The sequence below is a fragment of the Tolypothrix tenuis PCC 7101 genome (assembly GCF_963874875.1).
GTDB classification, from domain to species: Bacteria; Cyanobacteriota; Cyanobacteriia; order Cyanobacteriales; family Nostocaceae; genus Aulosira; species Aulosira tenue.
Genome location: NZ_CAWNJS010000001.1, coordinates 4,119,776 through 4,144,160 on the forward strand (window position 1 = coordinate 4,119,776; position 24,385 = coordinate 4,144,160).

Genomic DNA, 24,385 nt, shown 5'->3' on the forward strand with positions numbered 1-24,385 from the left:
AATTTAATTTAACACAATTTATGAGTCAAGTTATTCAAATTAAAGAACTTAACCATTATTATCAGGAAGGCAAGAGAAAAAAACAAATTTTATTTAGTATTAATCTTGAAATCCACTCCGAAGAAGTTGTGATTTTAACTGGAGCGTCTGGTTCAGGGAAAACGACACTTTTATCTTTGATGGGCTGTCTACGTTCTGTGCAAGAAGGTAGTCTTAAATTGTTTGCTCATGAATTAAAAGGAGCTAACGAAATCGAGCGGATGCAGATACGTAGACGAATTGGTTACGTTTTTCAGCATTTCAACTTATTAGATTTTATGACTGTTCGTCAGAATGTCATGCTGTCTCTAGAACTACAGGATAATTTCACACTTCAAAATGCAATTAGCAAAAGTACAGAAATTATCAAAGCTGTAGGTATGGAAAAGCACATGAATGCTTATCCAAGGGATCTTTCTGGTGGGCAAAAACAACGGGTAGCGATCGCCCGCGCCCTTGTCCACCGTCCGCAATTAATTTTGGCAGATGAGCCAACATCTTCTCTAGATGGACAAACAGGAAAAGAAGTCGTCGAACTGATGACAGAACTGGCGAGGGAACAAGGGAGTGCTGTTTTGATTGTCACCCATGATAACCGTATTTTTGGCGTGACCAATCATATTCTGCGTATGGAAGATGGCAAACTAGATTTAGACTATCAGGGCCGACTATCTGTCGCTCTACCGACCTTAACTGATAAGCAATTAATTGAGTTACTTCCTCAATTAAAAATGTTGACCTTCCAACCTGGTGAAATTGTCATCCACCAGGGTGACTTAGCTGATAAATTCTATATCTTGATGGAAGGAGAGGTAGAGGTAATTCAAGAAGATTCGGATTCAGAACCAAAATTATTAAAAAGATTAGGGCCTAATAGCTATTTTGGTGAAATAGCGTTACTTCACGAAACTACACGGACAGCAACAGTACGGGCGGCAAGTTACACTCCAATAAAAGTTATAGTTTTTGAACGAACAGATTTTGAGAAGATGGTCAACAGTTCCGAAATGACCCATGCAGTTTTGAATTACCAAGCAATGAAAGCTGGACGGACGCAAATACAAACTCCTGATAGTGCATCTATACAACTTCGCCAGAAAAAATTAAAAATCCTTGAGGAATACTGTAGGGAAGCCTCAAGGACTGAACTTGATGTGTTGAACGAGTTGATTAACGAGCTATCCCAGCAAGCTAGGCATAGTAAATAATGCTTGTTCTTTAACTAGGAAAACTTTTCATTCTAAAGAACATTTGTCTTAATATTTTTGGTAGCCAGAAAAAATAATCATATACTTGTTGTGCCTGGCTGTACAGCGAAAATAACTGTGTTTCACTCAATAAAGTATATGGTTGGACTGCTTTCAAAATTCCTGCAAATTTATCTGTTGCTACAGCTGTAATTGCACCACTAACTACATGAGATTGTAAGTGTGGAGGTAATCGCCAGTTGATTGTAGTATCTGGCTGATGTATCACAGGCTCAACATTTCCCCGCCATGCAACTCCCATAAGTTGCATAGTTTGATAAACCATTGTATGCCAACCCTTAGCTTTCAAATAGTCTAATCCTTGGGCTACATCGGGAGAACTCAAATCATGAAATAAAATTAGAGCATCATCTTCTGCAAGTTGTTCGCAAACTATTGCATCATTGAGTGGTGCTGGTGCTTCATGATGACCATCTATAAATATTAATGACCATTTCCGTTGCAACTTATTAGCTATCTCTTCTACTGTTTGAGGGCTGTATCCTGCTATTAAATTCACCGATTCCTTAACACCTGCCCGCTTCAATGACTCTGTGACACTTTCATTAAATAATTGTTCGGATAACATAGGATCGATGACATCTAGCTTTACTCCTCCTAGTGCCAAATGACAAGCTGACCAACCCATCCAACAGCCTATTTCTAAAGCTTTCTTACCTTGAAATTTTAAAGCTGTGTTGTAGAGAATATGAGCTTCATCTCGGCTAACAAACCCAACATAAGACCATCGCCGATCTACATACCAGTTATGAGAAATATCCCGTCGCAGGTAAAGCCAAGTAGAATCATATTTATTTCCTAAAACCATATTAGGAAAACATGAATCTGGCTGAACAGTATAAAACCCTGGCGACACATAATCTCCCTTGGGAAATGAGGTAGATTCAATGTCTTTTACTGTTATTTCACTCATTTAGCACTTTCATCTAATGTTTGAACTTACTGAGGCAGGCAAATCTACTAAGATTCACATAAAAATAAGGATTCCCAAGCACAACCTGAAAATATCAAATCTCAAAAATTAACGGTTCGATGTTATTGCAGGGTTGGATAAATGGTTGTGCTTGGGCTTTATCTTGATAAATTTAAACATTCCACCTAATTAGGAAAAAGTGGAATCGCCAACTGAAAGTGCTTCTAAGTCTGCAATATCTCATTGCAGACTTAGAAATTTTTTTATGAATGCTTGGTCGCCATGACTATCCCACAGCAGATATTCATTGCTCCCTATGCCCAGGGAGTAGGAGATAGCGATCGCTTTGCACAAGCCACAGGATTGGATTATGTAGAAGAGTCATCAGTAGGAGAGTTTGTGCTGGGGTCACTACCCCCTAGAGAGGTTAAGACGAGTGGGGTTGAATCAGTGGAAGTTGATGAAGCCCAAGTTCCCCTAGTGCGTGAGGCTTTGAGCAATTTCCTCCACCGAGTTTACAACGATTTACGCAACGTAGGAAAGACATCCCGCGATCGCGCCCTTAACTTTGCGGCTACCAATATTTTCCAAGCGGCTGCCACTTTTGCCCAGGCGATCGCTCAAGATCGTCAACTCGATATCATTACGGTTGAAAAAAGTCCGTTCTGTCGCCTCAATAGCGATTGTTGGGACATCAGGCTGGAGTTTTATGATCCAGACAGCAGTCGTCGAGGACGCAAAGTTTTTTGCTTTACCATTGATGTGGCGCTAATTATGCCAGTAACTATCGGTGAAATTAAAAGTTGGTCTTTACCGTCTCGCTCAAAGGAAAGTTAGGTCTTAGACTGACTTTCCTCTGTGTAGATATACTAAACAAATGTCAAGAGATGAGATTTTCCATTGCCGCCCCTACCACCCGGTGATCAGCATCTTGTCGCAGTTGTGCCAGCGCTTGCTTGGCTTCAGGAGTATTAAAATGCTTGAGGGCATAGGCAACTCGTACCCGGATATATTCATACTCAGCGTTTTTCAGGTTTAGGAGTTGAGACAAAGCGGCTTCAGACTGACGAGAATTCGCTAACCACCCTAGCCCATCTATAGATGCTTCTTGAACTGCGGCATCGTCACTTTCTAGACCTAGCATACACACTTCTAGAACTTCTTCTGGGCAATCCATTTCTACTAAGGCTGCCAAAATACTGCGACGTACCAACCAGTGATCGTCTCGTAAAAACGTCTGCACTAGATGAGAGGCAGAAATTTGTCCAAATAAGGATAGAGAATTAGACGCTTCGGCGCGGACATTGGGGGTGTTATCAAACTTCATAATTTGCAACAGGGCAGCAAAGGATTCTGAGGTTTTTTGCTTACCCAACTCCCTAGCAACAAAGGTTCGTACCAAAAACTCTGGATCTTGCACATGGCGGTTGAGTAAAGGAACAGCAACATCGGCCGGATAATCTTGTAGGGCAGAGATTGCCTTGAGGCGGTATTGAAAATCAGGGTTTTGCAGATTGGTTTCGATTTGACTGAGATCCATAGAATCTTAATTTTGAATTTTGAATTGGTATAAGCAAAGTCTCAAACCGTTCTCAAACCCATTCGGGAATGGGAAAGCGTTCTCCTTTGAGATAAGCGTCAAAATGCTGCTTAAAGTACAGTGTACTGGTCATGTTTGCTTCGTTACTCTGGTCAGGAGTAAATTCATATATTGGCACTTGTGCGCGAATCAGTTTAATCAGGTTGGGATGCAGTTGCTCAAAGGATTCAACCCGAGTTGTTGTGGTCTCAAATCGTAAGCGAGCTGGATGAGCATAACCTAGTTTCATCCAAGGTAACCAAGGACAATCTCTTGCCCAGGTAGCGGGAGGTAGATTCTTCACCCCTGGTCGGGCAATGTGGCTGGTGAAGTATTCTGTGCCATTAAAGGTTTCACCAGGACAATAATCTCGATATTGGGGATCTGCTGCTAATGGATGAGGATAAGTGAGGGGAATTTCTACAACAGAAGTAACATAATCTTGTCCTTGGGGAATTACCGTCGTTTTCGGTCGCACAGCCCCCTGGACTATGCGATTGGCAATATGGACTATCGCCACAGCCGGACGAGTCGAATCAGGTTGCCATGTATGCAGAATTTCTTGGGTATGCGGATCGCAAAATAGACCTAACTCTCGATTGATCCGATAACCCACCTGGCCAAACTCAGGATCGGGACGAATGAACACTTTGGTTGCATTCATCCCAATAATCGAGAATAATTTCTCCCGTTGATGCTTACTTGTTTCTTGCCAAAAGACTTCTCCCTCCCAGCGATAATAAAGCTGCTGACCATGATTATTTCTATAGAAATCTAGGTTATTAACTGTGTAGTCTTCGGAATTGTTCATACTTTGCCTGTTGAGTTTCGCAACAAGTTACCGCTAAAGTTTTACTAATAGCTTACTTATGAGGCTATTTGCCATAGCCCTGCTAGAAGTTTAAAAAAAGGCAAGTTCTTTCCAATCAATTAATACTTTTGAAAATCCCCGAAAACCAAAAGGATAGAAGCCCTCAACTTCGTTATGAGGATAATGAATTTTGAACAGGACTTACGCAACTGGTACACCAATCTTCTGGTTTAAGAGTCAACGGTCAAGGGTCAAAAATTCAGGTCTGTTTTTGACTCTTGACTCTTGACAGCCTAAACGAAAAAAGATGTGACACTTGCGTAAGTTCTATTGAATTTTGAATTAGGAGCGAAGCGACGTGACTCAGGCACAATTGACTGAAAAAGTTCGAGAACTGATTAAAAAAGCCAGAATTGTCAGTTTTGCTACTTGGCAAAATACCCATTCAGCCGAGGCTATTCAGCTATTCCAGGCAGCTGACGATCAAGGATGTTATCTTACTGATGAAGATTTGCAGCAGATTCAACAACTTGGATCGGCAAATACAGCACTCATTCCCGTAAGTCAGAAGTTACGCGATCGCGTCTCTGAAATTGTCGATGAAGCCAGAAGCCAGGTATTAGCTACATTCCCCAACATTACCCAACCTGGTGGCGGGCTCTATCCAGCAATCAGAGCCGATGCTTGTTGGCGTGATTTTTGGCACTTCTTACGCTGTATTACTTATGGTATTGCTGGTCAGCATACCGACTATACAAGCTCTGACGGCTTACACTATATGCAACTTTTGTATCAAGAATTGCAAGTACCTTTAGATGCAATGGTTGTCGGGCTAGAAGGCATTAAAACTGCCAGTTTAAAGCGAGTGGAACCGAAACAGCAAGCAATTGTTGCTCCTTATTTTGAGCATTTGATTGAGCAATTAAAGCAATTTCGCTCAGGAATTTCGGCTACCAATGGAGAATTCGACTAATTTGCTCCGGTAGATCCAGGGAGTTAAAGGGTTTGGTAATGACACCACTAACTCCCAAATCATTAAATTGGCGCTTTTCTGCTGTTTGGGCTTTAGCAGTCAACAAAATCACTGGAATTTGTTCGGTTTCCGAATGAGACTGGAGTTCTTTAAAGGTAGCAATACCATCCATGTCTGGCATCATCACATCCAGCAAAATCACATCTGGTTTTGCGGTTTGGGCAGTTTGGATGCCTTCAAAGCCAGAACTAGCAGTGAAAACTTCCCATCCAGCAGCCATTCTGATGCCAAATTGCACAACAGTTTGGATGGTTTCTTCGTCATCAATAATTAAAATCCGCTTGGTCTGCATAGCTCCCCCCTCATTGGATATTGGCGTACTCAAGGGTAGGTAATGTGAATGCAAAAGTGCTTCCACACCCTGGAGTACTCTCAGCCCAAATTCTGCCGTTGTGTTGTTCAATTATTTTGCGACAGATAGTCAGCCCTAAACCAGTACCACCTTTTTTGCGGGAATCTGAAGAATCTACTTGTTGAAACCTTTCAAAGATCCGTTCGAGTTGGTCAGCAGGAATGCCTTGCCCTTCATCTCGCACCCGAAACACCACTTCTTTGGGGTTTTTTGAGGAGCCTTGTTCTTGTTCTACTGTTAGCCAAACAGTCCCCCCAGGCGATGAAAACTTAATTGCATTACTAAGTAGATTTGTCAAGGCTTGCAAGATATAATCGGCATCTGCCCACACAGAAATATCTTGTGGTTGTCTGACTAGAGTTACTTCTTGCTGCTGTGCCATTGCTTGCATAGCCTCTGCAGCTTGGATCATCAAACTAGCAGCATTACAGGCTTGGCACTCCATAATGACTTTGCCAGACTCAATTCGCTGTAAATCGAGGACGTTGTTGACTAAACGCACTAACCGTTCAGTACTGTCATCAGCAATTCCTAGCATTTGTTGTCCTTCAGCCGAGAGAGTACCCAATCGCCCTGTAGCTAAAATTTTCAAGGCACTGTGCAAGGAAGTTAGGGGAGTCCGCAGTTCGTGACTAATGATAGAAATGAATTCATCTTTCATCCGTTCAATAGCTTTGCGATCGCTAATATCGCTACTCAGCGCGAAAAATCCCTTAACCATGTTTTCGTTATCCAAATCCGGGATGTAAGTCACATCAACCGCTCGCCAACTCCCATCTTTTAAAACAATATCATTTTCATAGTTGACCGCTTGCCCAGATAAAGCTGTTGTTACATAAACTTCCATTCTTTGGTAGCAATCTTCTCCCCAAACCTGACGCAGATGGGAACCATAAATTTCTTGAGGAGATTGTCCCAGCCAATCTTGATATGCTTGATTATTAAAACGATATTGCTGTTGATCGTCTACATAAGCAATCAGTACTGGCAAGGCATTGGTAATCAATCGCAATTGTTCTTCACTCTGTCGCAGTGCTGCTTCCGCCTGCATCCGCACATTAATTTCCTCTTGCAATTCGGCGGTGCGCGCTGCTACAACCTCTTCTAATCTTTCTAATAATTGGGCTTGAGATAAAGCAATACTGATTTGATCCGCTAATTGCTGCATCAATTCCAACTCAAAATCTACCCATTGGCGCACGCTGTCACATTGATGCGCGATTAACAAACCCCAAAGCTGATTCTGGGAGTTGGCATTGAGGTTTTGCACAATCGGTACAATTAATTTGGCTTTGATATGGAATTGATCAACAAATTCCACCAAACAATCTGCTAAACCCGCTGCTGGATCATGTACATCAGCGATCGCTCTTACCCTTCCTTGGGCATATAGTTGTTGATACTCTTGGGGAAAAACTTCTTGGGGAAATTCCAGATCCATCAGTGTGGGATAATCTGGTAACACTGATTCGCTGATGGTTTTGCCTGTACCATCCGGTAATACGTGATAAATTAGCACGCGATCCGCTTGGAGAATCCGCTGCACTTCTGTAACAGTGGTATGCAGAATTTCCTTGAGCTGCAACGACTGGCGAATTTTTAGCGTCACTTCCGAAAATAGTTCCACTCGCTGCTGTTGCTGTCTTAATTCCGCCTGCATTGATTCCCGGCGTTGACTAATATCTCGTAATAACAGCAGATGACAGCGAGGAAGGACATTAGGTGTTAAGGTATATTCCATCTCTCGCTGGGTTTGAGCAGCAGATACAACTAACAGCTCCCCCATCAATAATTTTTCTGGTGGAAAACCCACAGACTTGGGTTGACGAGTAAATTCCGCAGTAACGAAATTAGATAAAGCTTGCCCTTTGAGTTGCTGACGTGGTAGCCCAAGTAAATCACAAGCAGCAATATTCATATCTACGAAACATAAGCGATCGTCAATTAGAGCGATCGCATCATGGGCGTTCTGAAATAAAGTTTTAATCAAGCGCTTTTGAGTTCGTCGTTGATGTTTAGATTTCTTCGCGCCGGATTGCTTTAGCTGCTTCGAGGAACTTTTAGACACCTACATCTGTACGTAAAGGGACATTTCCATTTTTTACTGAACTTATCTCAAGTTCAAATTTGATTAATTTATTTTTGGAAAAGTTAACACTTTGTATACAGCAAGCAAAAAAACGACGATGCGATCGCACTACATTCCAGTCCATCCTGGAATTGGCTACAGCAGTTTTACCGACGCATTTAAGTACTCCTGACGCTGAGTAGTTCCATTAAAAAGGTGTTGGTTACTAAAAATAATTGAGCGATGCACCAGATTGGGTTAGCGAAACTGTGGGTTGCTGAAAGATTCGATTTGGTAGACTGAAGGCAATGATTGCGCTAAGTTGACCTATGACCACTGCGATCAACCAACCAATACAACAGAAGCCACTTAGCTTTGATGAGTTTATTGCCTTTTATGGTGGCGATAACCGCTATGAACTGATCGATGGAGAGGTGTTTGACTTGGAACCAACAGAGGTTGCAGCTTTCATTACCGCAAAAATCTGTGTGCAGATTGATGCAACAGGCTTACCTTGGTTTGTCCTTCAGCGAGGACTATTGCGCCCTTCTAATATTGGAATGACTGCATTTAGACCTGATGTTGCAGTGGTCGATAGAGACGAACTTACTAAAGAACCGCTTTGGTCTGACCAATCGATTCTGACACTGGGTAGTTCGATTAAATTTGTGGCAGAAGTTGTAAGTAGCAATTGGCAAAATGATTATGCCCGTAAGGTTGAAGACTACGCGGTTTTAGGAATTCCCGAATATTGGATTGCAGACTACGCAGGTAGTGGTGGTACTCGACACATTGGGAAACCCAAACAACCTACCCTGTCTATCTGTACGCTAGTCGATGGGGAGTATGAAATTCAGCAGTTTCGAGGCCATCAGACTATCGTTTCTCTAACCTTCCCCAATTTAAAACTAACGGCTGAACAGGTTTTGAGGGCTGGTAGATGAAAAGTGTTGAGTTAAAAGACAGCTCACAAGGGGCGGGGCATTAACGTTAGTAAAGCACGAAGAGCTTTGGCGCTGATGCGTTACGCTATCCCTAACGCATCCTACTGGACTGACACTGAGAGGGTAAAATTGCCGTTGCTATGTATCAATTCTTATGAACAGGACTACAAATAGCTTTAATATTCCGGTTGTGAGTGAATGTATAGATTATAAATTATGCAATCTACAATTTTTATAGAAAATACCGCATACATCCTCATAATTTCCTCAGTTTTTACAGATAATCTAACAATTAGGGTTTTAGTGCAGTAAATTCATACAAATTTGAATGGTAAATATTAGATTTGTTTACGAGTAACGCATCAACTTTACAAATCTAAACTTGTTTTAATACTTATTTATGTTCAGGCATGAGTAGCTGTAATGCCTGATATTTTAGGGTTAAGAAAAGATTATATAGAAGTTTCCCCATCATCTAAGTATTTATGCTATTGGGTTATCTGTTACCCCACTAAAACTGAAGGGAATCCTAGTTGAAGTCAAAACACTCTTCCTAAACTATGACTTCTCTAGCAGAGCAATTTCCTAAAGTTTCTGGTTATACCTTGGTTGAGCAATTGTATCTAGGTTCTAGGACGGCTGTCTATCGAGGAGTGCAAGGATTGCAGCAAAGTCCGGTGGTGATTAAGACACTAAGACACGATTATCCTAGCTTCAGCGAATTAGTGCAGTTTCGCAATCAGTATGCGATCGCTAAAAATATTGACATCCCAGGTATTGTTCAACCAATTAGTCTAGAACCCTCTGCTAATGGCTATGCTTTGGTGATGGAAGATATCGGGGGTATCTCTCTACGTCATTACATCCAGGCTTCCCCTCTGACTGTTGAACAATTCTGGCCGATTGCTCTGCAAATTGTGGATGTCCTCCACCAGCTCTATCAGCAACGGATTATTCACAAAGACATTAAACCAGCTAATATTCTGATTCAACCAGCAACGGGGCAGATTAAGCTGATTGACTTTAGCATTGCCTCGCTATTACCCCGCGAAACTAGAGAGATTCAAAATCCCAATGTTCTAGAAGGCACTCTAGCTTATATCTCACCAGAACAAACTGGGCGAATGAACCGGGGGATTGACTATCGCAGTGATTTCTATTCCTTGGGAATTACCTTTTTTGAACTGCTGACGGGAAAGTTACCATTCCCAGTAGACGAGCCAATGGAAATGGTTCATGCTCATCTAGCAAAGCAACCCCTCTCTATCTGCGATTTCAACTCCGATTTGCCGATCATGCTCAGTGAAATCATTCACAAACTGATGTCCAAGAATGCGGAAGACCGCTATCAAAGCGCTCTTGGACTAAAGCACGATCTGCTGCGATGCCAAGAAGAGTATCTTATTGCGGGCAAACTCGCTTGGTTTGAGTTAGGCGAATGGGATATTAGCGATCGCTTTTTGATTCCCGAAAAACTCTACGGACGAGAACCAGAAGTGCAAACCTTGCTCGACGCTTTTGGACGCGTTGCTAACGGAGCCTCGGAACTGATGCTAGTGGCAGGTTTTTCTGGTATTGGTAAAACAGCCGTGGTCAATGAAGTCCATAAACCGATTGTGCGTTGGCATGGCTATTTCATCAAAGGTAAATACGACCAATTCAATCGCAATCTGCCCTTTAGCGCCTTTGTTCAAGCCTTCCGCGATTTGATGGGTCAACTATTAAGTAGTGATGACGCACAGTTGCAAGATTGGAAAGCAAAGATTTTAGCGGCAGTGGGTGACAATGGCCAAGTGCTGGTCGAGGTGATTCCGGAACTCGAACAGGTCATTGGTTTACAACCCCCCGTACCAGAACTCTCCGGTAGCGCTGCTCAGAACCGTTTCAATCTGCTATTTCAGAAATTCATCACGGTGTTCACCACAAGAGAGCATCCACTGGTGATTTTCCTGGATGATTTGCAGTGGGCTGATTCGGCTTCTTTGGACTTGCTGAAGCTACTGCTGACCGAACGTGAGCGAGGTTATCTGTTCGTTATCGGAGCCTATCGGGATAACGAAGTCTTCCCGACTCACCCCTTGATGCTGATGCTTGACGAGGTCAAAAAAGCGGAAACTTTAATCCATACCCTCACTCTGAAACCCCTGAGCCAAGTCGATGTCAATCAGTTAACGGCAGATACACTCAGTTGTTCTCTGGAACTAGCTCAACCGCTAACAGAATTGCTCTATCAAAAAACCAAGGGTAATCCCTTCTTCCTCACCCAATTTCTCAAAGCACTGCAAGAGGACGGCTATATTTCTTTTGACTCCCACACCGGACATTGGCAGTGTGACCTAGCAACAGTGAAGTTACTCGCACTCACAGATGATGTTGTCGAGTTCATGGCCCTGCAGTTACAAAAATTACCTGTTGCCACCCAAACAGCTTTAAAACTGGCGGCTTGCATTGGCGCTCAGTTCGATTTAGCTACCCTAGCGATAGTCAATCAGCGATCGCCCGAAGATACTGCGATCGACCTCTGGAAAGCTTTGCAAGAAGGGGTAATTTTGCCCATCAGCGATGTCTATAAGTTCTATCAGCCATCAGAACTGCAGGTGGCAGAAGTCCAGCAGCCATTATCGTTTAACTGCTCTTATCGCTTTCTCCATGATCGCGTTCAGCAAGCTGCTTATTCCCTCATTCCTGACGAGCAAAAACAAACCACTCATTACCAGATTGGACAACTGTTGCTGCGACAAGTTTCCCCAGCGGCTAGAGAAGAACGCATTTTTGAAATCGTCAATCAGTTAAATTACGGCACCACGCTTCTGAGAAAACAGCAGGAAAAAGACGAACTCGCCCAACTCAACCTCACAGCTTGCCGCAAAGCTAGAGCCGCAACAGCATATCAAGCTGCCCGTGAATATGCCTCCGTAGGACTGCAACTGCTGGGAGGAGAAGCATGGCAACAGCAGTACGAAATGACCCTAGCTCTGCATAACTTAGCTGCCGAGGTTGCTTTCTTGATTGGCGATTTTGAGCAGATGGATCGGTGGATTGCAGAGGTAATTGAGCGGGGAAAAACACCTCTAGAACAGGTGCAAGTCTACCAAGTCAGAATTCAGGCATTAGTCGCCCGCAATCAATTTTTAGAAGCGATCGCCATCGGTCAATCGGTCTTTCAAATGTTGGGCGTGAATCTGCCAGATGAACCCACCCTAGAGGATATTCGGCTACTGAAACAGGAAATTGATGCCTTAATTGGCGATCGCGCTATTGAATCATTTATTGATCTGCCGCCAATGACCGATGCCCAGCAGCTCGCGATTATGCAAAATGCGGCTCGGCTCACACCTGTCTGTTATATGACAGGCTCCAAGCTCTATTTCCTCATAGTTGCGTTACAGGTCAAATTATCGATTCAATTTGGCAATAGTCCGGTTTCAGCTTATTGCTATGCAGGTTACGCCTTCCAACTGAGAATTCTGTGGGGAGACATGAGCAAGGTGCCTCAGTTTGGGCAATTAGGATACCAACTTGCCTCAGAGCCAGATGCCAAAAATATCCGACCTGCAACAGCTTTGTTAATGGGGGGATATGTTGGTCATTGGACAACTCATCTGCAAGAAACGCTGCCTATTCTGTTGGAAGGCTATCAAGCCGCATTAGAAACTGGCAATCTAGAATTTCTGGGCTACGATGCCCAGTTGTACTGCTTGAATGCCTATTGGTGCGGTCAACCACTCGCTGAACTCGAACCCCAAATTCGTGCCTATTACCAACAGTTGTGCGACCTCAACCAATTCACAGCAGCAAACTGTATTTTGGCTTATTGGCAAGCGGCGCAAATTCTCTTGGGTCAGTCAGAGGCAGAAATTCCCTTACGCCATGATGCTTATGAAGAACAAGTCCTGGCTGAGGCTAAAGTTGATTTTTACCGACTCTGTTACTTTTACCTGTATCGCTTCACCTTGAATTACTGGCTGCAAGACTTTGTCAAAGCCGAACATGATGCGGCTCAAACCCGCCAATATTTAGCTGGGGGAATGGGAAATATTGTTGAACCGCTGTTATATTTCTATGATTCTCTAACTGTGCTTGCCACTCCACCTGAATCAATGACGGAGTCGGAACCGCGATGGCAGCGAATGCTAGAAAATCAAGCCAAGTTAAAAGAATGGGCAGATTACGCTCCCATGAATTACTTGCACAAATATTATTTAGTTGAAGCGGAACAACATCGCGTTCTCGATCGCAAAACGGAAGCTATAGAATTTTATGACCTAGCGATCGCAGGAGCCAAGGCCAATGGCTACCCTCAAGAAGCAGCCCTTGCCAATGAACTAGCAGCTAAATTCTATCTGGATTGGCAGAAAGAGCGGATCGCCCAAGCTTACATGATTGAAGCCTACTATAGCTATGTGCGCTGGGGAGCGAAAGCCAAACTCGCCGACTTGGAAACTCGCTATCCGCAACTGCTGGCTCCCATCCTCCAAAAAGCGCAGACACCACTCTCTATTGATGAAACCTTATTCACCACTGCAACTGTCACCTCAACTAGTACTTCCTCCACCAGTCTTTCTGATTCCCTGGATCTATTTGCCATCCTCAAAGCTTCTCAAACTCTTTCTAGTGAAATTGAGCTTGAGCAGTTAATTGGTACTCTCTTGCTAACAGTCATGCAAACTTCAGGTGCTACCCAATGCACTTTGATGTTGAGTGAGGGGCAAAATCTCACGGTTCAGGCTAGATCCACACTTACAGAATCACACCAAATCGAAACGGAGATTCTGCATCCAGCACAGTCGCTTGTTGATAGTGGTATAGTGCCCATCAGTCTGGTAACAAAAGTCAAACGCAGCTTGCAGGCTGCTGTGATTACCAACGCCACGCAAGATTCCCTATTTATCGGTGATGCCTATATCCAAAACTGGCAGCCCAAGAGTCTGCTGTGCAGTCCCATTCTGCGACAAGGCAAGTTGTTGGGCATAGTCTATCTAGAAAATAAGTTGGCAACCGGAGCTTTTACACGCGAACGCGTTGAAGTACTGAATCTGCTTTGTGCCCAAGCTGCGATTTCCCTAGAAAATGCTCGTCTCTATCAGCAAGCCCAAGCTTATGCTCAACAACTAGAAGAATCTCAACTACAGATTGTGCAAAACGAAAAAATGGCGACTTTGGGTAACTTGGTAGCAGGGGTTGCTCACGAAATTAATAACCCAGTCGGCTTCCTCAACGGCAGTATTAGCAATGCCAAAGATTATGTCAAAGACCTGTGTGAGTATTTAAATACCTATCAGCAGCACCAACCGCCTATCGAATCGGTAGCCGAATTAGCCCAAGAGATTGACCTAGATTTTGTATTGGAAGACTTACCAAAGTTAATTGACTCAATGAAAGGCGCGACCGATCGCATCAAAATCATCAGCACTAGCTTACGTACTTTTTCTCGTGCTGATACGGAACACAAAGTTAGAGCCAACATCCACGAAGGGTTAGATAGTACGCTGTTGATTCTCAAGTATCGACTGAAAGCGAATGAACATCGCCCTGCCATTAAAGTGATCCGCAACTACGGTAATATCCCGGAAATTGATTGCTTCCCCGGTCAGCTTAACCAAGTATTTATGAACATTCTGGCCAATGCAATTGATATGTTCGATGAAATGGCACAGCAAACAACCTTAAAAGAGTTAGAAACTCATCCTCAAGAAATTACAATTCAAACTACATTATTATCGGCACAAAATACGGTGGAAATTCGCATTATTGACAACGGTAAAGGCATGAATGATTCAGTCAAATCTAAGATTTTTGACCATTTATTTACCACTAAAGAGGTTGGTAAAGGTACGGGTTTAGGTTTAGCGATCGCCCGTCAGATTGCCATTGAGAAACATGGTGGTCGGCTGGAAGTCGAGTCCCAATTGGGAAAAGGTTCTGAGTTTTTCATCTCCCTCCCGGTTCGGGGTTAATGCAAATTTTGGATTTGAGCCTGGGCGCGGATGCGTTACGCGATCGCTAACGCATCCTACGTGAACTGAGGCTTGTTTCCTAACGGTGAAAATTTGAGATTTTGGGTTCAGCGCTGATTCAACATCATTTTGAGTATCAGATGCATCAATTTATCAAGTGCGAGCGATCGCACTTGAAAATAATGCCTCATAACCAAATTGTTGATTCTGAGACATTTGACAATTACTCTTATTGATTTAAAACTTCTTTTCTATGTTGGGGTGCAGCAGCTACCGCAGCAACTTCTGCAAGTAAATCCTCAGCTACCCCCATCTCCTTTAAGGTTTCCATCAAATCTTCTGCTACTGCATCAAAGTGTTCGTTGCTTAAGCCTTGTTTTTCTACCAACTCTTTATGAGCTTCGCGCATATAGCGACCGTTATATTTATCAGTTCCGCCAAAAGCATAAGTCAGAAAATCTTTCTGGTGTTCCCTTTGCTTCACCATATCCACATCAGCAAAAAAGTGCTTGATGCGATCGTCCTGCATAACTCGTTCATAGAATTTGTCAACTGCTAAGTTAACAGCAGCAGCACCACCAAGTTTTTCAAATAATGTCGTCATAATTGCAGCTCCATTATGTCCGCATATAACGTCGAACTAGATCAGGAAAAGGCACAATTGCATGATTCCCCGCAGCGAATCTGCTTTTTTCCATGAACTAATTTATACTTTCAAGATTAAAATTATCACAAAAAACACACTTTAATAAATCACAAAAATTAATTAACTACCGCTAATGATTTAAAATCATCACAATATTTGATGATATATAAAGATGACAAAAAACTATTTTCTGAGATTTGATATTAGCTAATCTCCAAATCTCTAGCAGGAAATTTCTTTATTAAAATAAAAACGTACTGATTTACTATACATAACTGTCTCCTAGCCGAAATCCTATGAAAAGTTTATGAAGGTGAACATTCGCTGTATCCTCAAATAGGAGTATTTTGCACCCATAAACTGCTGTATGTCTGCTGCACAAAAACTGCGAGAGTTATTAGCGCGTCCTGAAATTATTGTTATTCCTGGGGTTTACGACTGTCTTGGTGCTAAACTAGCTCAACAGTCTGGTTTTGAAGTAGTGGCTACTAGTGGCTTTGGTATTGCTGCTTCCACACTGGGTTTACCCGACTATGGTTTTCTCACCGCTACGGAAATGCTTTATAGTGTCGGGAGGATTGCTCAGTCAATTACTGTACCCCTCATAGCTGATTTAGATACTGGCTACGGTAACGCCTTGAATGTGATGCGTACTATCAAGGATGCTGTACAGTTGGGTTTAGCTGGCGTGTTGCTAGAGGATCAGGAATGGCCGAAAAAGTGCGGTCATTTTGAAGGTAAGCGAGTAGTATCCTTAGAAGAACACGCTGGGAAAATTAGAGCTGCTGTAGAAGCGCGTGGTGATAGTGGTTTAGTAATTATTGCCCGTACCGATGCGCGCGCACCACTGGGTTTAGAAGCTGCGATCGCTCGTGGTCGTGCTTACATTGCTGCTGGTGCTGATGTACTATTTGTAGAAGCCCCCCAGTCAGTTGAAGAATTAAAAGCGATCGCCTCTGCTTTTCCTGATGTCCCACTGGTAGCTAATATCGTTGAAGGTGGTAAAACTCCAGAAATTTCGACTGCACAGTTACAGCAATTAGGCTTCAAAATTGTCTTTTTCCCTCTCACCGCACTGATGGCTGTTACTCATGTCATGAATGCTTGTTTCCAGCATTTAAAAACACAAGGAACCACTGCCAATTTACCAGACTTGGTAACTTTTAAAGATTTTCAAGAACTGATGGGTGTTCCTGAATTTCTGCAAACGGAAAAAAGATTTGCGGCGGAAAAATAAACCAGCAGGATTGCGAACCTCTAATTGAAATCAAAACTCCCAGCGATAATATAGACATAACGAATGCTACATCAGCAATTATGACTCAAGCTCTAGCAGCACCTATTGAAGGTTCTCGTCTTGTTCTTTATGATGTCAGTTGGCAAACCTACGAGAAGCTTTTAGATGCATTTGCTGAATATCCCAAGCTGCGAATGAATTATTATCAGGGAACATTGGAATTGATGACACCACTACCAGAACATGAAACCTATGCCTGGACTTTGGGTCGGTTAATTACAGTGCTAACTGAAGAGTTAGGGATGGAAATTAGAGGTTTAAAATCTACTACCTGGCGTTCACAACCAAAATCTGTGGGCAAAGAAGCTGATGAATGTTTTTATATCCAAAATGAAATAAAAATTCGGAATAAATTAAATATTAATTTAGAGAATGACCCACCACCGGATTTAGCAATTGAAATTGATATAACCAATCCTTCGATTGATAAAATGGCAATTTATGCTGAATTAAAAGTTCCTGAAGTTTGGCGATATGAAGCAGGGAAATTAATTATAAATATTCTCACTAATACGGGTTACATAGAATCAAATACTAGTTTAGCTTTCGGCACATTTCCCATCAAAGAACTCACAAGGTTTATGCAATTAGACTCACAAAAGGGAGAAAATGCCAGAATGCGAGAGTTTCGGGATTGGGTAAGAAATGCTTGCAAAGATGCTATGCAAAAAGAATAAATGTAGGGTGTGTTGTCGCGTAGCGCAACGCACCAACGCATTATCAACGGCTCAAGGTGCGTTAGCCTACGGCATAACACACCCTACTGGCGTGGCAAGCCTTAAATGTTGCAATATAGGATTCATATTTGATTTTTGAACAAATACGTAGGGTGTGTTGTCACGCAGCGCAACGCACCAAAGCCTAGAACACGGTGCGTTACACTTCGTGATAACGCACCCTACATATACTTAGATTTTTTCAGAAATCAAATCGGATTCCTATATAAATTCGTTTGATCCGATTTCATATGGGATGAATTTTTTCCAATCTAATGCACTATTTTAGCCTTGCCATGCCACTACGTTTATTACTTCGCCGCCGTTTTGGTATCAATGTTCTCACCTTCCAGTCTCAACCTCTTTAATTCACATTAGGCGTGAATTACGAATTATTCACCACTGTTAAATCGAACCAAAAAGTTGTACCTACTCCAACTTCGCTAACCAAATGTACTTGGCTGCGATGTCTTTCGATAATATTGCGAACAATGGAAAGACCTAAACCTGTACCTTCAAGGGTGTGAACGCGATTTTCTACGCGGAAGAAGCGGTCAAAAATCGCTTGTTGGTCTTCTGAGTCAATGCCAATGCCTGTATCAGAGACTTCTATTCGCACAGGTAGCGGCTGATTGTGAGAATTCAAGGTGAAATCTAATTGATAGGCGCGGATAGCTACTTTACCCCCAGCAGGGGTAAATTTGAGAGCATTCCCCACTAAATTAGCTAATACTTGTAGTAATAAATCATAATTACCTAATACTAAGGGTAACTGTGGGGCTACTTCTTGAATTAATTCAATGCCTTTATCTTTGGCATTTAATTGATAAGTTCGTAAGGTTTGCTCAATTGCTTGCGATAAATCTACGCCATCAAAATTGTAGGCGCGACCTGATTCTAATTTGGATAAATCTAAAACATCATTGACTAAGCGTGTTAGGCGATCGGTTTCATGATTCACTGTTTGTAAAAACTCTTGGCGCTGTTCTATACTCAAGTCTTCGCCGTAGTCATGTAATGTTTCGATAAAAGATTTGATGTTAAATAAAGGTGTTCGCAGTTCGTGAGAAACATTGCTGATAAACTGACTTTTCGCTTCGTTAAGTTCTACTTCACGGGTGATATCTTGCACTGTAATAGCAATACCTTTAATACTTTCCCGTTGTAAATTTAAAACTGTAGTCAGCAGAATTCTGATTGTGCGTTTGGTGGGTTCATTCAGCGCAATGCGAAACTCAGCACTTTCACATTCACCAGCAGCCATTTCATATAAAGGCCGGGTAATTTCCATTTGCACAGCAGACGGCAAATGATACAACACATTGCTACCTACGACCTCTTCATTTTCCCAGGCAAAAATGCGCTGTGCTGTGGGGTTGATTAAAATTACCTGCATATTATTGTCAATCAACACCGCACCGTCAGCAATGGTAGAAACTAGAGTTTCTAACTTGGCTTTTTCTGCCGTTAGTTCCTCAATATTTTGTTCTTCATAGCTTTCTAAACGCTGTGCCATGTCGTTGAAGCTTAAAATTAACTCTCCTAGTTCACCTCCTAGGGGTAAGTCAATTCGTTGTTTGAAGTTTCCGGCTGCGATTTGTTTCACGCCTACCAGTAGTTCTTTAATGGGTTTGGTAATTGTTAAAGCATTAATTACCCCCGCCAAAATTACCATTACCCAAATGGTGATAAAAACAGCAATGGTCACATCGCGGGTGAAATTGGTGGAGATAACAGCAGTTTGATTGGGGTTAATGCCGATCGCCAATACACCCAAGTATTTTTTATTGACGATTAATGGTACAAATACATCAGTTACCGCACCATCAGGTGTCATGTGTTGCCGTACCATCGGCTTGTCACCATCCCCAGGGTAATCTTCTGGCAGTTGGATTCGCCGTTCAATGGTGAGGGAGTTTTTCACCTCCGCTTCCCAAAAGGGAATGCCAAAAAAGATGTTCCCTGTTTCATCAGCGTAAAGCATATAACGCACGCTAGAGGTGCTGCTATAGAAGCGTTGGGAAAATTGGGCAACTTCAGTGAGATTTTGGTCAGCCACTAGAGGGGCGACATTGGCAGCTAGCAGCAGTCCCAAGTCACGACCGAAGCGCGTGTCATTCATCCGCGCATCCTGTTGAATTGTATTCACCGCCCAAAAGGTCAGACCACTCATAACTAACGAAACCACCAAAGTGGCAACAGCTAACAGCTTCGTCTGGAGGGTGAAATCTGACCACCAATTCGCGATCGTTTCTCGGATTGTCTTCACAAGAGCCAGCATCTTAAATAAAAGTTGTTAGTAGTTTTATAAACCCCAACAACTAAAAAATTAACAGTTAATTTGATCAAAATGTAGAGTTAAGGAGATTTTAAGGATGAATTGCACTTCATCCTTTAACCTTTATACTTCAGCCTTTCTCAGCACTCTATGACCAATATCTCTACGGTAATACATTCCTTCAAAGTCAATTGATTGAATGCCGACGTATGCTTGGGCGATCGCTTCCTCAAAATTACTGCCAATTCCAGTAATATTTAATACTCGTCCGCCATCGGTTACTATTTGGTTTTGCTCATTGAGCTTAGTTCCGGCATGGAATACAGTCACATTATCAGTTGTTGCTTGCTCAGTACCAGTAATTACCTGTCCTTTTGCATACCCTCCGGGATAGCCGCCAGCCGCAGCCACAACGGTAGCCGCTGCTCCTGGTTTCCAAGCAATCGGGGGCATTTCGCCTAAACGCTGTTGTACACAAGCTAAAATCAACTCTTCTAAAGGCGTTTCTAAAAGTGGCAGAATTACTTGGGTTTCGGGATCGCCAAAGCGACAGTTAAATTCCAAAACCTTAAAGTCGCCATCGGGTGAAATCATTAACCCAGCGTACAGCACACCTCGGTAATCGATGCCTTTAGATTTTAAAGTTGCGATCGCTCTTTCTAAAACTTCTTGTTGAACTCGCGCCATCAATTCTGGTGTGGCGATTGGTGCAGGGGCGTAAGCTCCCATCCCACCAGTATTTTCTCCAGTATCGCCTTCCCCAATTCGCTTATGATCCTGTGCTGGGAGTAAAGGACGAATGGTTAAGCCATCAGTTAATGCTAAAACCGAAACCTCTTGCCCAATCAAACATTCTTCAACAACTACAAATTCCCCAGCACTGCCAAATTGCCCCTGAAAAATCGCATCAATGGCACTGTGGGCTTGTTCTACCGTTTCCGCTACTATGACACCCTTACCAGCCGCCAAGCCATCAGCTTTCACCACAATCGGCGCACCTTGGGCTTTTACATAGGATTTAGCGGCGGCGGCTTCTGTAAAGACTGCGGCTTTAGCTGTGGGAATCCCCGCTTCTTGCATCAAAGCTTTTGCCCAAGCCTTACTAGCTTCAATTTGCGCCCCGGCTTTGACAGGGCCAAATACCATCAATCCTTTTGCCTGGAGATAATCTGTAATTCCCTTAGCTAAAGGCACCTCTGGCCCCACTACTACCAGACTTATGCCATTTTCCAGCGCAAATTTACTAATTCCCGCAAAATCATCCACGGCTAAAGGCAAGTTTTGACAACCTGCCATACTTGCCGTACCCCCATTTCCAGGGACACAAACAACTTGCTCAATTTGCTTAGATTGCAGCAGTTTCCAAGCCAGAGCGTGTTCGCGCCCCCCATTCCCAACAACTAAAACTTTCACAGATTTCCTCTTGCATCCCTTGGGCTACTCGCGGATCAATTTTTTCATCAATTCCGATCATCTTGCAAGGCCTGGGGGGAAAAGGGGCAGGGGGCAGGGAGCAGGGGGGAAGGGGGAAAGGGGAAGTAGGGGAGAAATAATTAATGACAAACCCCAACCGCTCAATTAGCAATTACCAATTACCAATTACCCATTACCCATTACCAAACACCATAGTCGGCAAGTGATATAGTTTACCTTCTGTGAAAACTAGTAGTTGGCGTTATCCCTCTTCTGTCACTTTCCGGGTATTCTGAATAAAAGAATAAAAAAAGAAAACCCTGAAAGGTAAGTAGGGCAATGGATGTAGAGTTACAAATCCTCAAACATTTGGCGAGAGACGCTCACCCAACAGTTGCGATCATAGATGAATATTGTGCAGAGTATAAAGAGTTCTTTAAAGAAGTAAGGAATTATGAGTGCTTCAAATATTTACACTTGGGGATAATATCAACTATAAAAAGAAAATCGTTACCAGAGATAGCGAAGGTAGTGAGTATAAATTCGCCACAATCATTACACCATTTCTTAGCAAATTCAAATTGGTCAGTAGATAAATTAAAACAAAAAAGATTAAATAAATTGAAAAAAAAATTAGATGGTCGTGCAATTACGTTAGTAATAGACGAAACAGGAGATAGGAAGAAAGGGAAGAAGACAGATTATGTAGCTAGACAATATCTAGGAAGCGTAGGTAAGGTAGATAATGGAATAGTTTCAGTCAATGCCTATGGAGTTTACGATAACATAACTTTTCCATTAATCTTCAAAGTATTTAAGCCAAAAGGAACCCTAAAGGAGTCAGATAAATATAAAACTAAAATAGAGTTAGCATCAGAAATCATTACAGAGTTAATGGAATCAGGCTTCAATATTGAATTGGTATTGGCTGATAGTTTATATGGTGAGAGTAGCCAATTTATTAGAAAAATAGCTGAATATAATTTAGGCTATGTAGTTTCGATTAGAAGTAATCATGGAGTCTGGTTACCAGCAGGGCAAAGCGTTAGAGCGAATAAGTGGTGTAAATTTGAGAGAACATTTAGCAATAAAAAATCAGAGGATAGATACATTAGGGAAATAATTTATGGTAAAAAAAGAGCCATAACTTATTGGGAAATAACCACTGATCCAGAAACCATGCCGGAAAATTCTACCTCCTTTGTGATGACGAATCTTCAAGGTAATTTAAAGAAGACTTTAGGGGACTTATATGGATTAAGAACCTGGGTTGAATATGGGTTTCGACAGTGTAAACAGGAACTAGGCTGGACAGATTACCGTTTCACTAATTTCCTACATATTGAGAGATGGTGGGAGATTATTTTTAGTGTTTATACAATGATTAGTTTAAATTCTCCAGTCTTCTTAGGCTTCAATCAAGCTCGTCAACTTCCGACTGAAGCACCAGACAATAGTGATATTGATTTTTCTAATCATCCACAATGGAATCATGAATCTGGATGGAAGAATACTTTAAATAATCTGCGTCTTATTATCCAACCACTTTTACTATTTTGGTTAATTTATCCCTGGTTAAGTATTTTCCCCAATTCAGATTTGTTACTGGGATTCAATCATCTAATTGCCGCAATGAATCAATTTAAACCTTGTTATGCTTCTGGATAATTTAGCTTCTTTACTACTTGCTTATTCCGGAAAGTGACAGAAGAGGGATAGCCTCTCGTAGAGAAATGTAATTATGCAAACTTGGGCGGTGCCTAATTTTTGATATTGCGATGATATCATCGAGATATTAAATTACTATTGCAAAGATTATGGAACCGAAAATCAAGGAATTTCCGGCGTTCAAAGTCAACGGCTTTATCATATTGGCTGTGGTGATTGCGATCGCCTTGCTGGGTGGGTGGTATCTTTGGTCTAGGGTACAGGGGCTAGAAGCTTTACTGGCAAGAGGTTTAAAAGTTACTGACTTGATTGGTGAAGATAGCGCCGCCGAATTTCTTGCGCCCTTAGCTGCGGCATTAATTGCGATTGTTATTCCATCAATATCAGGATTCTTCAGCGTTGAGCCGAACCAAGCGGTAGTTTTGGTGTTATTTGGCAAATACATGGGAACGGTTCGCGAGTCAGGTTTTTGGTGGACAAATCCCTTTGCTAGCAAGAAAAAAATTTCGTTGCGGGTACGCAACTTTAACAGCAAAATTATTAAAGTTAACGATGCCGAAGGTAGCCCGATAGAAATTGCTGCGGTTGTTGTTTGGCAAGTTTTCGATTCTGCTAAATCTAAGTTTGCAGTGGATGACTATGAAGAATTTGTGGCGATTCAAAGTGAAACTGCGATTCGGGCGTTAGCGATTCGCTATCCTTATGACAGCCCCGATGATACAACCACACCATCGCTGCGGGGAATCCCCGATGAAATTGCTCAGGCTTTGCAAAAAGAACTCCAAGCTAGGTTGGAAGTTACAGGTGTGGAAGTGATTGAAGCCAGGCTTTCTCACCTTGCTTATGCACCAGAAATCGCGCAAATGATGCTGCGACGACAACAAGCAAAAGCCTTAATTGATGCGCGTCGGCAGATTGTCGAGGGAGCAGTAGGTATGGTAAATGAAGCTTTGAACCGTCTGAGTCAAGAACAAATGCTGGAATTGGATGATGAGCGCAAAGCCTCTATGATTAATAATTTGTTGGTTGTCTTAACATCGGAACAAACCGCCCAACCCGTGATCAATACTGGCACCCTATACAACTAGGAAATGGGACAAAAAAAACGATTTTTGCTACGTCTGGATGAAAAACTTTACGAACGGCTAGAAAAATGGTCTTCTGACGAACTCCGCAGCGTCAATGCTCAGATTGAGTTTTTGTTAGCAGAAGCCGTCAAAAAAGCAGGACGCTGGAAAGATGAGCCAGGTAAGGCAGAGGAAGAGTAGTGACAAAACAGGGTTAAGGGCAAAAGGGGCAAGAAAAAACCTTGAATCCTTACCCTTTCACCTTTTCCCCAAACTAAATTCCGAGTTGAAAATCCTTAACCGAGGGTTATGAAGACGCGATCAATCGCGTCTCTA

18 protein-coding genes are annotated in these 24,385 nt (G+C 42.4%); 10 read left to right on the forward strand and 8 right to left on the reverse strand.

Going from position 1 to position 24,385, the window contains the following annotated elements; genetic code table 11:
* The first annotated feature begins 20 nt into the window (after nt 1-20).
* The gene (locus AACU25_RS16820) at nt 21-1,247 is read left to right on the forward strand and encodes an ATP-binding cassette domain-containing protein (protein ID WP_096577476.1); all 1,227 of its coding nucleotides are present in this window, start codon (nt 21-23) and stop codon (nt 1,245-1,247) included.
* Nucleotides 1,248-1,257: 10 nt separating this feature from the next.
* On the opposite strand, the gene AACU25_RS16825 is transcribed toward AACU25_RS16820, so the two are convergent.
* Nucleotides 1,258-2,220: a class I SAM-dependent methyltransferase gene (locus tag AACU25_RS16825; RefSeq protein ID WP_096577478.1), complete on the reverse strand. Its 963-nt coding sequence runs from the start codon at nt 2,218-2,220 to the stop codon at nt 1,258-1,260.
* Between the two features lie 282 nt (nt 2,221-2,502).
* Here AACU25_RS16825 and AACU25_RS16830 point away from each other — a divergent pair, with 282 nt between their 5' ends.
* A complete protein-coding gene (locus AACU25_RS16830) occupies nt 2,503-3,057 on the forward strand; it encodes a cyanobactin maturation protease PatG family protein (RefSeq protein ID WP_190445792.1) in 555 nt (184 codons plus the stop codon).
* A gap of 43 nt (nt 3,058-3,100) precedes the next feature.
* On the opposite strand, the gene AACU25_RS16835 is transcribed toward AACU25_RS16830, so the two are convergent.
* Together AACU25_RS16835 and AACU25_RS16840 are read right to left on the reverse strand one after the other, a co-directional pair.
* Nucleotides 3,101-3,760: a HEAT repeat domain-containing protein gene (locus AACU25_RS16835; protein ID WP_096577480.1), complete on the reverse strand. Its 660-nt coding sequence runs from the start codon at nt 3,758-3,760 to the stop codon at nt 3,101-3,103.
* 52 nt (nt 3,761-3,812) lie between these two features.
* Entirely contained in the window at nt 3,813-4,610 is a 798-nt protein-coding gene (locus tag AACU25_RS16840) for a DUF1838 family protein (RefSeq protein ID WP_096577482.1), read from the reverse strand.
* A 358-nt stretch (nt 4,611-4,968) separates the two neighbouring features.
* On the opposite strand from AACU25_RS16840, the gene AACU25_RS16845 reads away from it, so the two are divergent.
* Nucleotides 4,969-5,583: a globin family protein gene (locus AACU25_RS16845; RefSeq protein ID WP_096577484.1), complete on the forward strand. Its 615-nt coding sequence runs from the start codon at nt 4,969-4,971 to the stop codon at nt 5,581-5,583.
* Here AACU25_RS16845 and AACU25_RS16850 read toward each other — a convergent pair.
* Both AACU25_RS16850 and AACU25_RS16855 read right to left on the reverse strand, forming a co-directional pair.
* Complete coding sequence (locus AACU25_RS16850) at nt 5,561-5,935, reverse strand: response regulator (RefSeq protein ID WP_096577486.1); 375 nt, start codon at nt 5,933-5,935, stop codon at nt 5,561-5,563. The two genes, AACU25_RS16845 and AACU25_RS16850, sit on opposite strands and share 23 nt — an antisense overlap.
* A 10-nt stretch (nt 5,936-5,945) precedes the next feature.
* Complete coding sequence (locus tag AACU25_RS16855) at nt 5,946-8,063, reverse strand: ATP-binding protein (protein ID WP_096577488.1); 2,118 nt, start codon at nt 8,061-8,063, stop codon at nt 5,946-5,948.
* Between the two features lie 329 nt (nt 8,064-8,392).
* On the opposite strand from AACU25_RS16855, the gene AACU25_RS16860 reads away from it, so the two are divergent.
* Nucleotides 8,393-9,007: a Uma2 family endonuclease gene (locus tag AACU25_RS16860; RefSeq protein ID WP_096577490.1), complete on the forward strand. Its 615-nt coding sequence runs from the start codon at nt 8,393-8,395 to the stop codon at nt 9,005-9,007.
* A gap of 560 nt (nt 9,008-9,567) precedes the next feature.
* Complete coding sequence (locus AACU25_RS16865; protein ID WP_096577492.1) at nt 9,568-14,964, forward strand: trifunctional serine/threonine-protein kinase/ATP-binding protein/sensor histidine kinase; 5,397 nt, start codon at nt 9,568-9,570, stop codon at nt 14,962-14,964.
* Nucleotides 14,965-15,193: 229 nt separating this feature from the next.
* Here AACU25_RS16865 and AACU25_RS16870 read toward each other — a convergent pair whose 3' ends face one another.
* Nucleotides 15,194-15,568, reverse strand: a complete 375-nt coding sequence (locus AACU25_RS16870) for a group I truncated hemoglobin (protein WP_096577494.1) — start codon at nt 15,566-15,568, stop codon at nt 15,194-15,196.
* 409 nt (nt 15,569-15,977) lie between these two features.
* On the opposite strand from AACU25_RS16870, the gene AACU25_RS16875 reads away from it, so the two are divergent.
* Both AACU25_RS16875 and AACU25_RS16880 read left to right on the forward strand, forming a co-directional pair.
* A complete protein-coding gene (locus AACU25_RS16875) occupies nt 15,978-16,847 on the forward strand; it encodes an isocitrate lyase/PEP mutase family protein (protein WP_096577496.1) in 870 nt (289 codons plus the stop codon).
* Nucleotides 16,848-16,927: 80 nt separating this feature from the next.
* On the forward strand, nt 16,928-17,584 hold the full coding sequence (locus AACU25_RS16880) for a Uma2 family endonuclease (protein WP_096577498.1): 657 nt from the start codon (nt 16,928-16,930) through the stop codon (nt 17,582-17,584).
* A 424-nt stretch (nt 17,585-18,008) separates the two neighbouring features.
* Here AACU25_RS16880 and nblS read toward each other — a convergent pair whose 3' ends face one another.
* Together nblS and purD are read right to left on the reverse strand one after the other, a co-directional pair.
* Nucleotides 18,009-19,904: a two-component system sensor histidine kinase NblS gene (nblS, locus tag AACU25_RS16885; protein WP_096577500.1), complete on the reverse strand. Its 1,896-nt coding sequence runs from the start codon at nt 19,902-19,904 to the stop codon at nt 18,009-18,011.
* Nucleotides 19,905-20,024: 120 nt separating this feature from the next.
* Entirely contained in the window at nt 20,025-21,314 is a 1,290-nt protein-coding gene (gene purD, locus AACU25_RS16890) for a phosphoribosylamine--glycine ligase (RefSeq protein WP_096577502.1), read from the reverse strand.
* Between the two features lie 339 nt (nt 21,315-21,653).
* On the opposite strand from purD, the gene AACU25_RS16895 reads away from it, so the two are divergent.
* The 3 genes from AACU25_RS16895 to AACU25_RS16905 all read left to right on the forward strand — a co-directional run bounded on the left by AACU25_RS16895 (nt 21,654) and on the right by AACU25_RS16905 (nt 24,250).
* Nucleotides 21,654-22,982: an IS701 family transposase gene (locus AACU25_RS16895; protein WP_096577504.1), complete on the forward strand. Its 1,329-nt coding sequence runs from the start codon at nt 21,654-21,656 to the stop codon at nt 22,980-22,982.
* 149 nt (nt 22,983-23,131) lie between these two features.
* Nucleotides 23,132-24,070 carry an SPFH domain-containing protein gene (locus AACU25_RS16900; RefSeq protein WP_096577506.1) on the forward strand — a complete coding sequence of 313 codons (939 nt, stop codon included), beginning with the start codon at nt 23,132-23,134 and terminating at the stop codon, nt 24,068-24,070.
* A 3-nt stretch (nt 24,071-24,073) separates the two neighbouring features.
* Nucleotides 24,074-24,250, forward strand: coding sequence for a type II toxin-antitoxin system antitoxin (locus AACU25_RS16905; protein WP_168161019.1), 177 nt, complete (start codon nt 24,074-24,076; stop codon nt 24,248-24,250).
* Nucleotides 24,251-24,385 lie beyond the last annotated feature (135 nt).

Excerpts from the sequence above, each read along its gene's own strand:
- AACU25_RS16820 (WP_096577476.1), top strand. The coding sequence starts at position 21 with ATGAGTCAAGTTATTCAAATTAAAGAACTTAACCATTATTATCAGGAA.
- AACU25_RS16825 (WP_096577478.1), bottom strand. The coding sequence starts at position 2,220 with ATGAGTGAAATAACAGTAAAAGACATTGAATCTACCTCATTTCCCAAG.
- AACU25_RS16830 (WP_190445792.1), top strand. The coding sequence starts at position 2,503 with ATGACTATCCCACAGCAGATATTCATTGCTCCCTATGCCCAGGGAGTA.
- AACU25_RS16835 (WP_096577480.1), bottom strand. The coding sequence starts at position 3,760 with ATGGATCTCAGTCAAATCGAAACCAATCTGCAAAACCCTGATTTTCAA.
- AACU25_RS16840 (WP_096577482.1), bottom strand. The coding sequence starts at position 4,610 with ATGAACAATTCCGAAGACTACACAGTTAATAACCTAGATTTCTATAGA.
- AACU25_RS16850 (WP_096577486.1), bottom strand. The coding sequence starts at position 5,935 with ATGCAGACCAAGCGGATTTTAATTATTGATGACGAAGAAACCATCCAA.
- AACU25_RS16860 (WP_096577490.1), top strand. The coding sequence starts at position 8,393 with ATGACCACTGCGATCAACCAACCAATACAACAGAAGCCACTTAGCTTT.
- AACU25_RS16865 (WP_096577492.1), top strand. The coding sequence starts at position 9,568 with ATGACTTCTCTAGCAGAGCAATTTCCTAAAGTTTCTGGTTATACCTTG.
- AACU25_RS16870 (WP_096577494.1), bottom strand. The coding sequence starts at position 15,568 with ATGACGACATTATTTGAAAAACTTGGTGGTGCTGCTGCTGTTAACTTA.
- AACU25_RS16875 (WP_096577496.1), top strand. The coding sequence starts at position 15,978 with ATGTCTGCTGCACAAAAACTGCGAGAGTTATTAGCGCGTCCTGAAATT.
- AACU25_RS16880 (WP_096577498.1), top strand. The coding sequence starts at position 16,928 with ATGACTCAAGCTCTAGCAGCACCTATTGAAGGTTCTCGTCTTGTTCTT.
- nblS (WP_096577500.1), bottom strand. The coding sequence starts at position 19,904 with ATGCTGGCTCTTGTGAAGACAATCCGAGAAACGATCGCGAATTGGTGG.
- AACU25_RS16895 (WP_096577504.1), top strand. The coding sequence starts at position 21,654 with ATGGATGTAGAGTTACAAATCCTCAAACATTTGGCGAGAGACGCTCAC.
- AACU25_RS16900 (WP_096577506.1), top strand. The coding sequence starts at position 23,132 with ATGGAACCGAAAATCAAGGAATTTCCGGCGTTCAAAGTCAACGGCTTT.
- AACU25_RS16905 (WP_168161019.1), top strand. The coding sequence starts at position 24,074 with ATGGGACAAAAAAAACGATTTTTGCTACGTCTGGATGAAAAACTTTAC.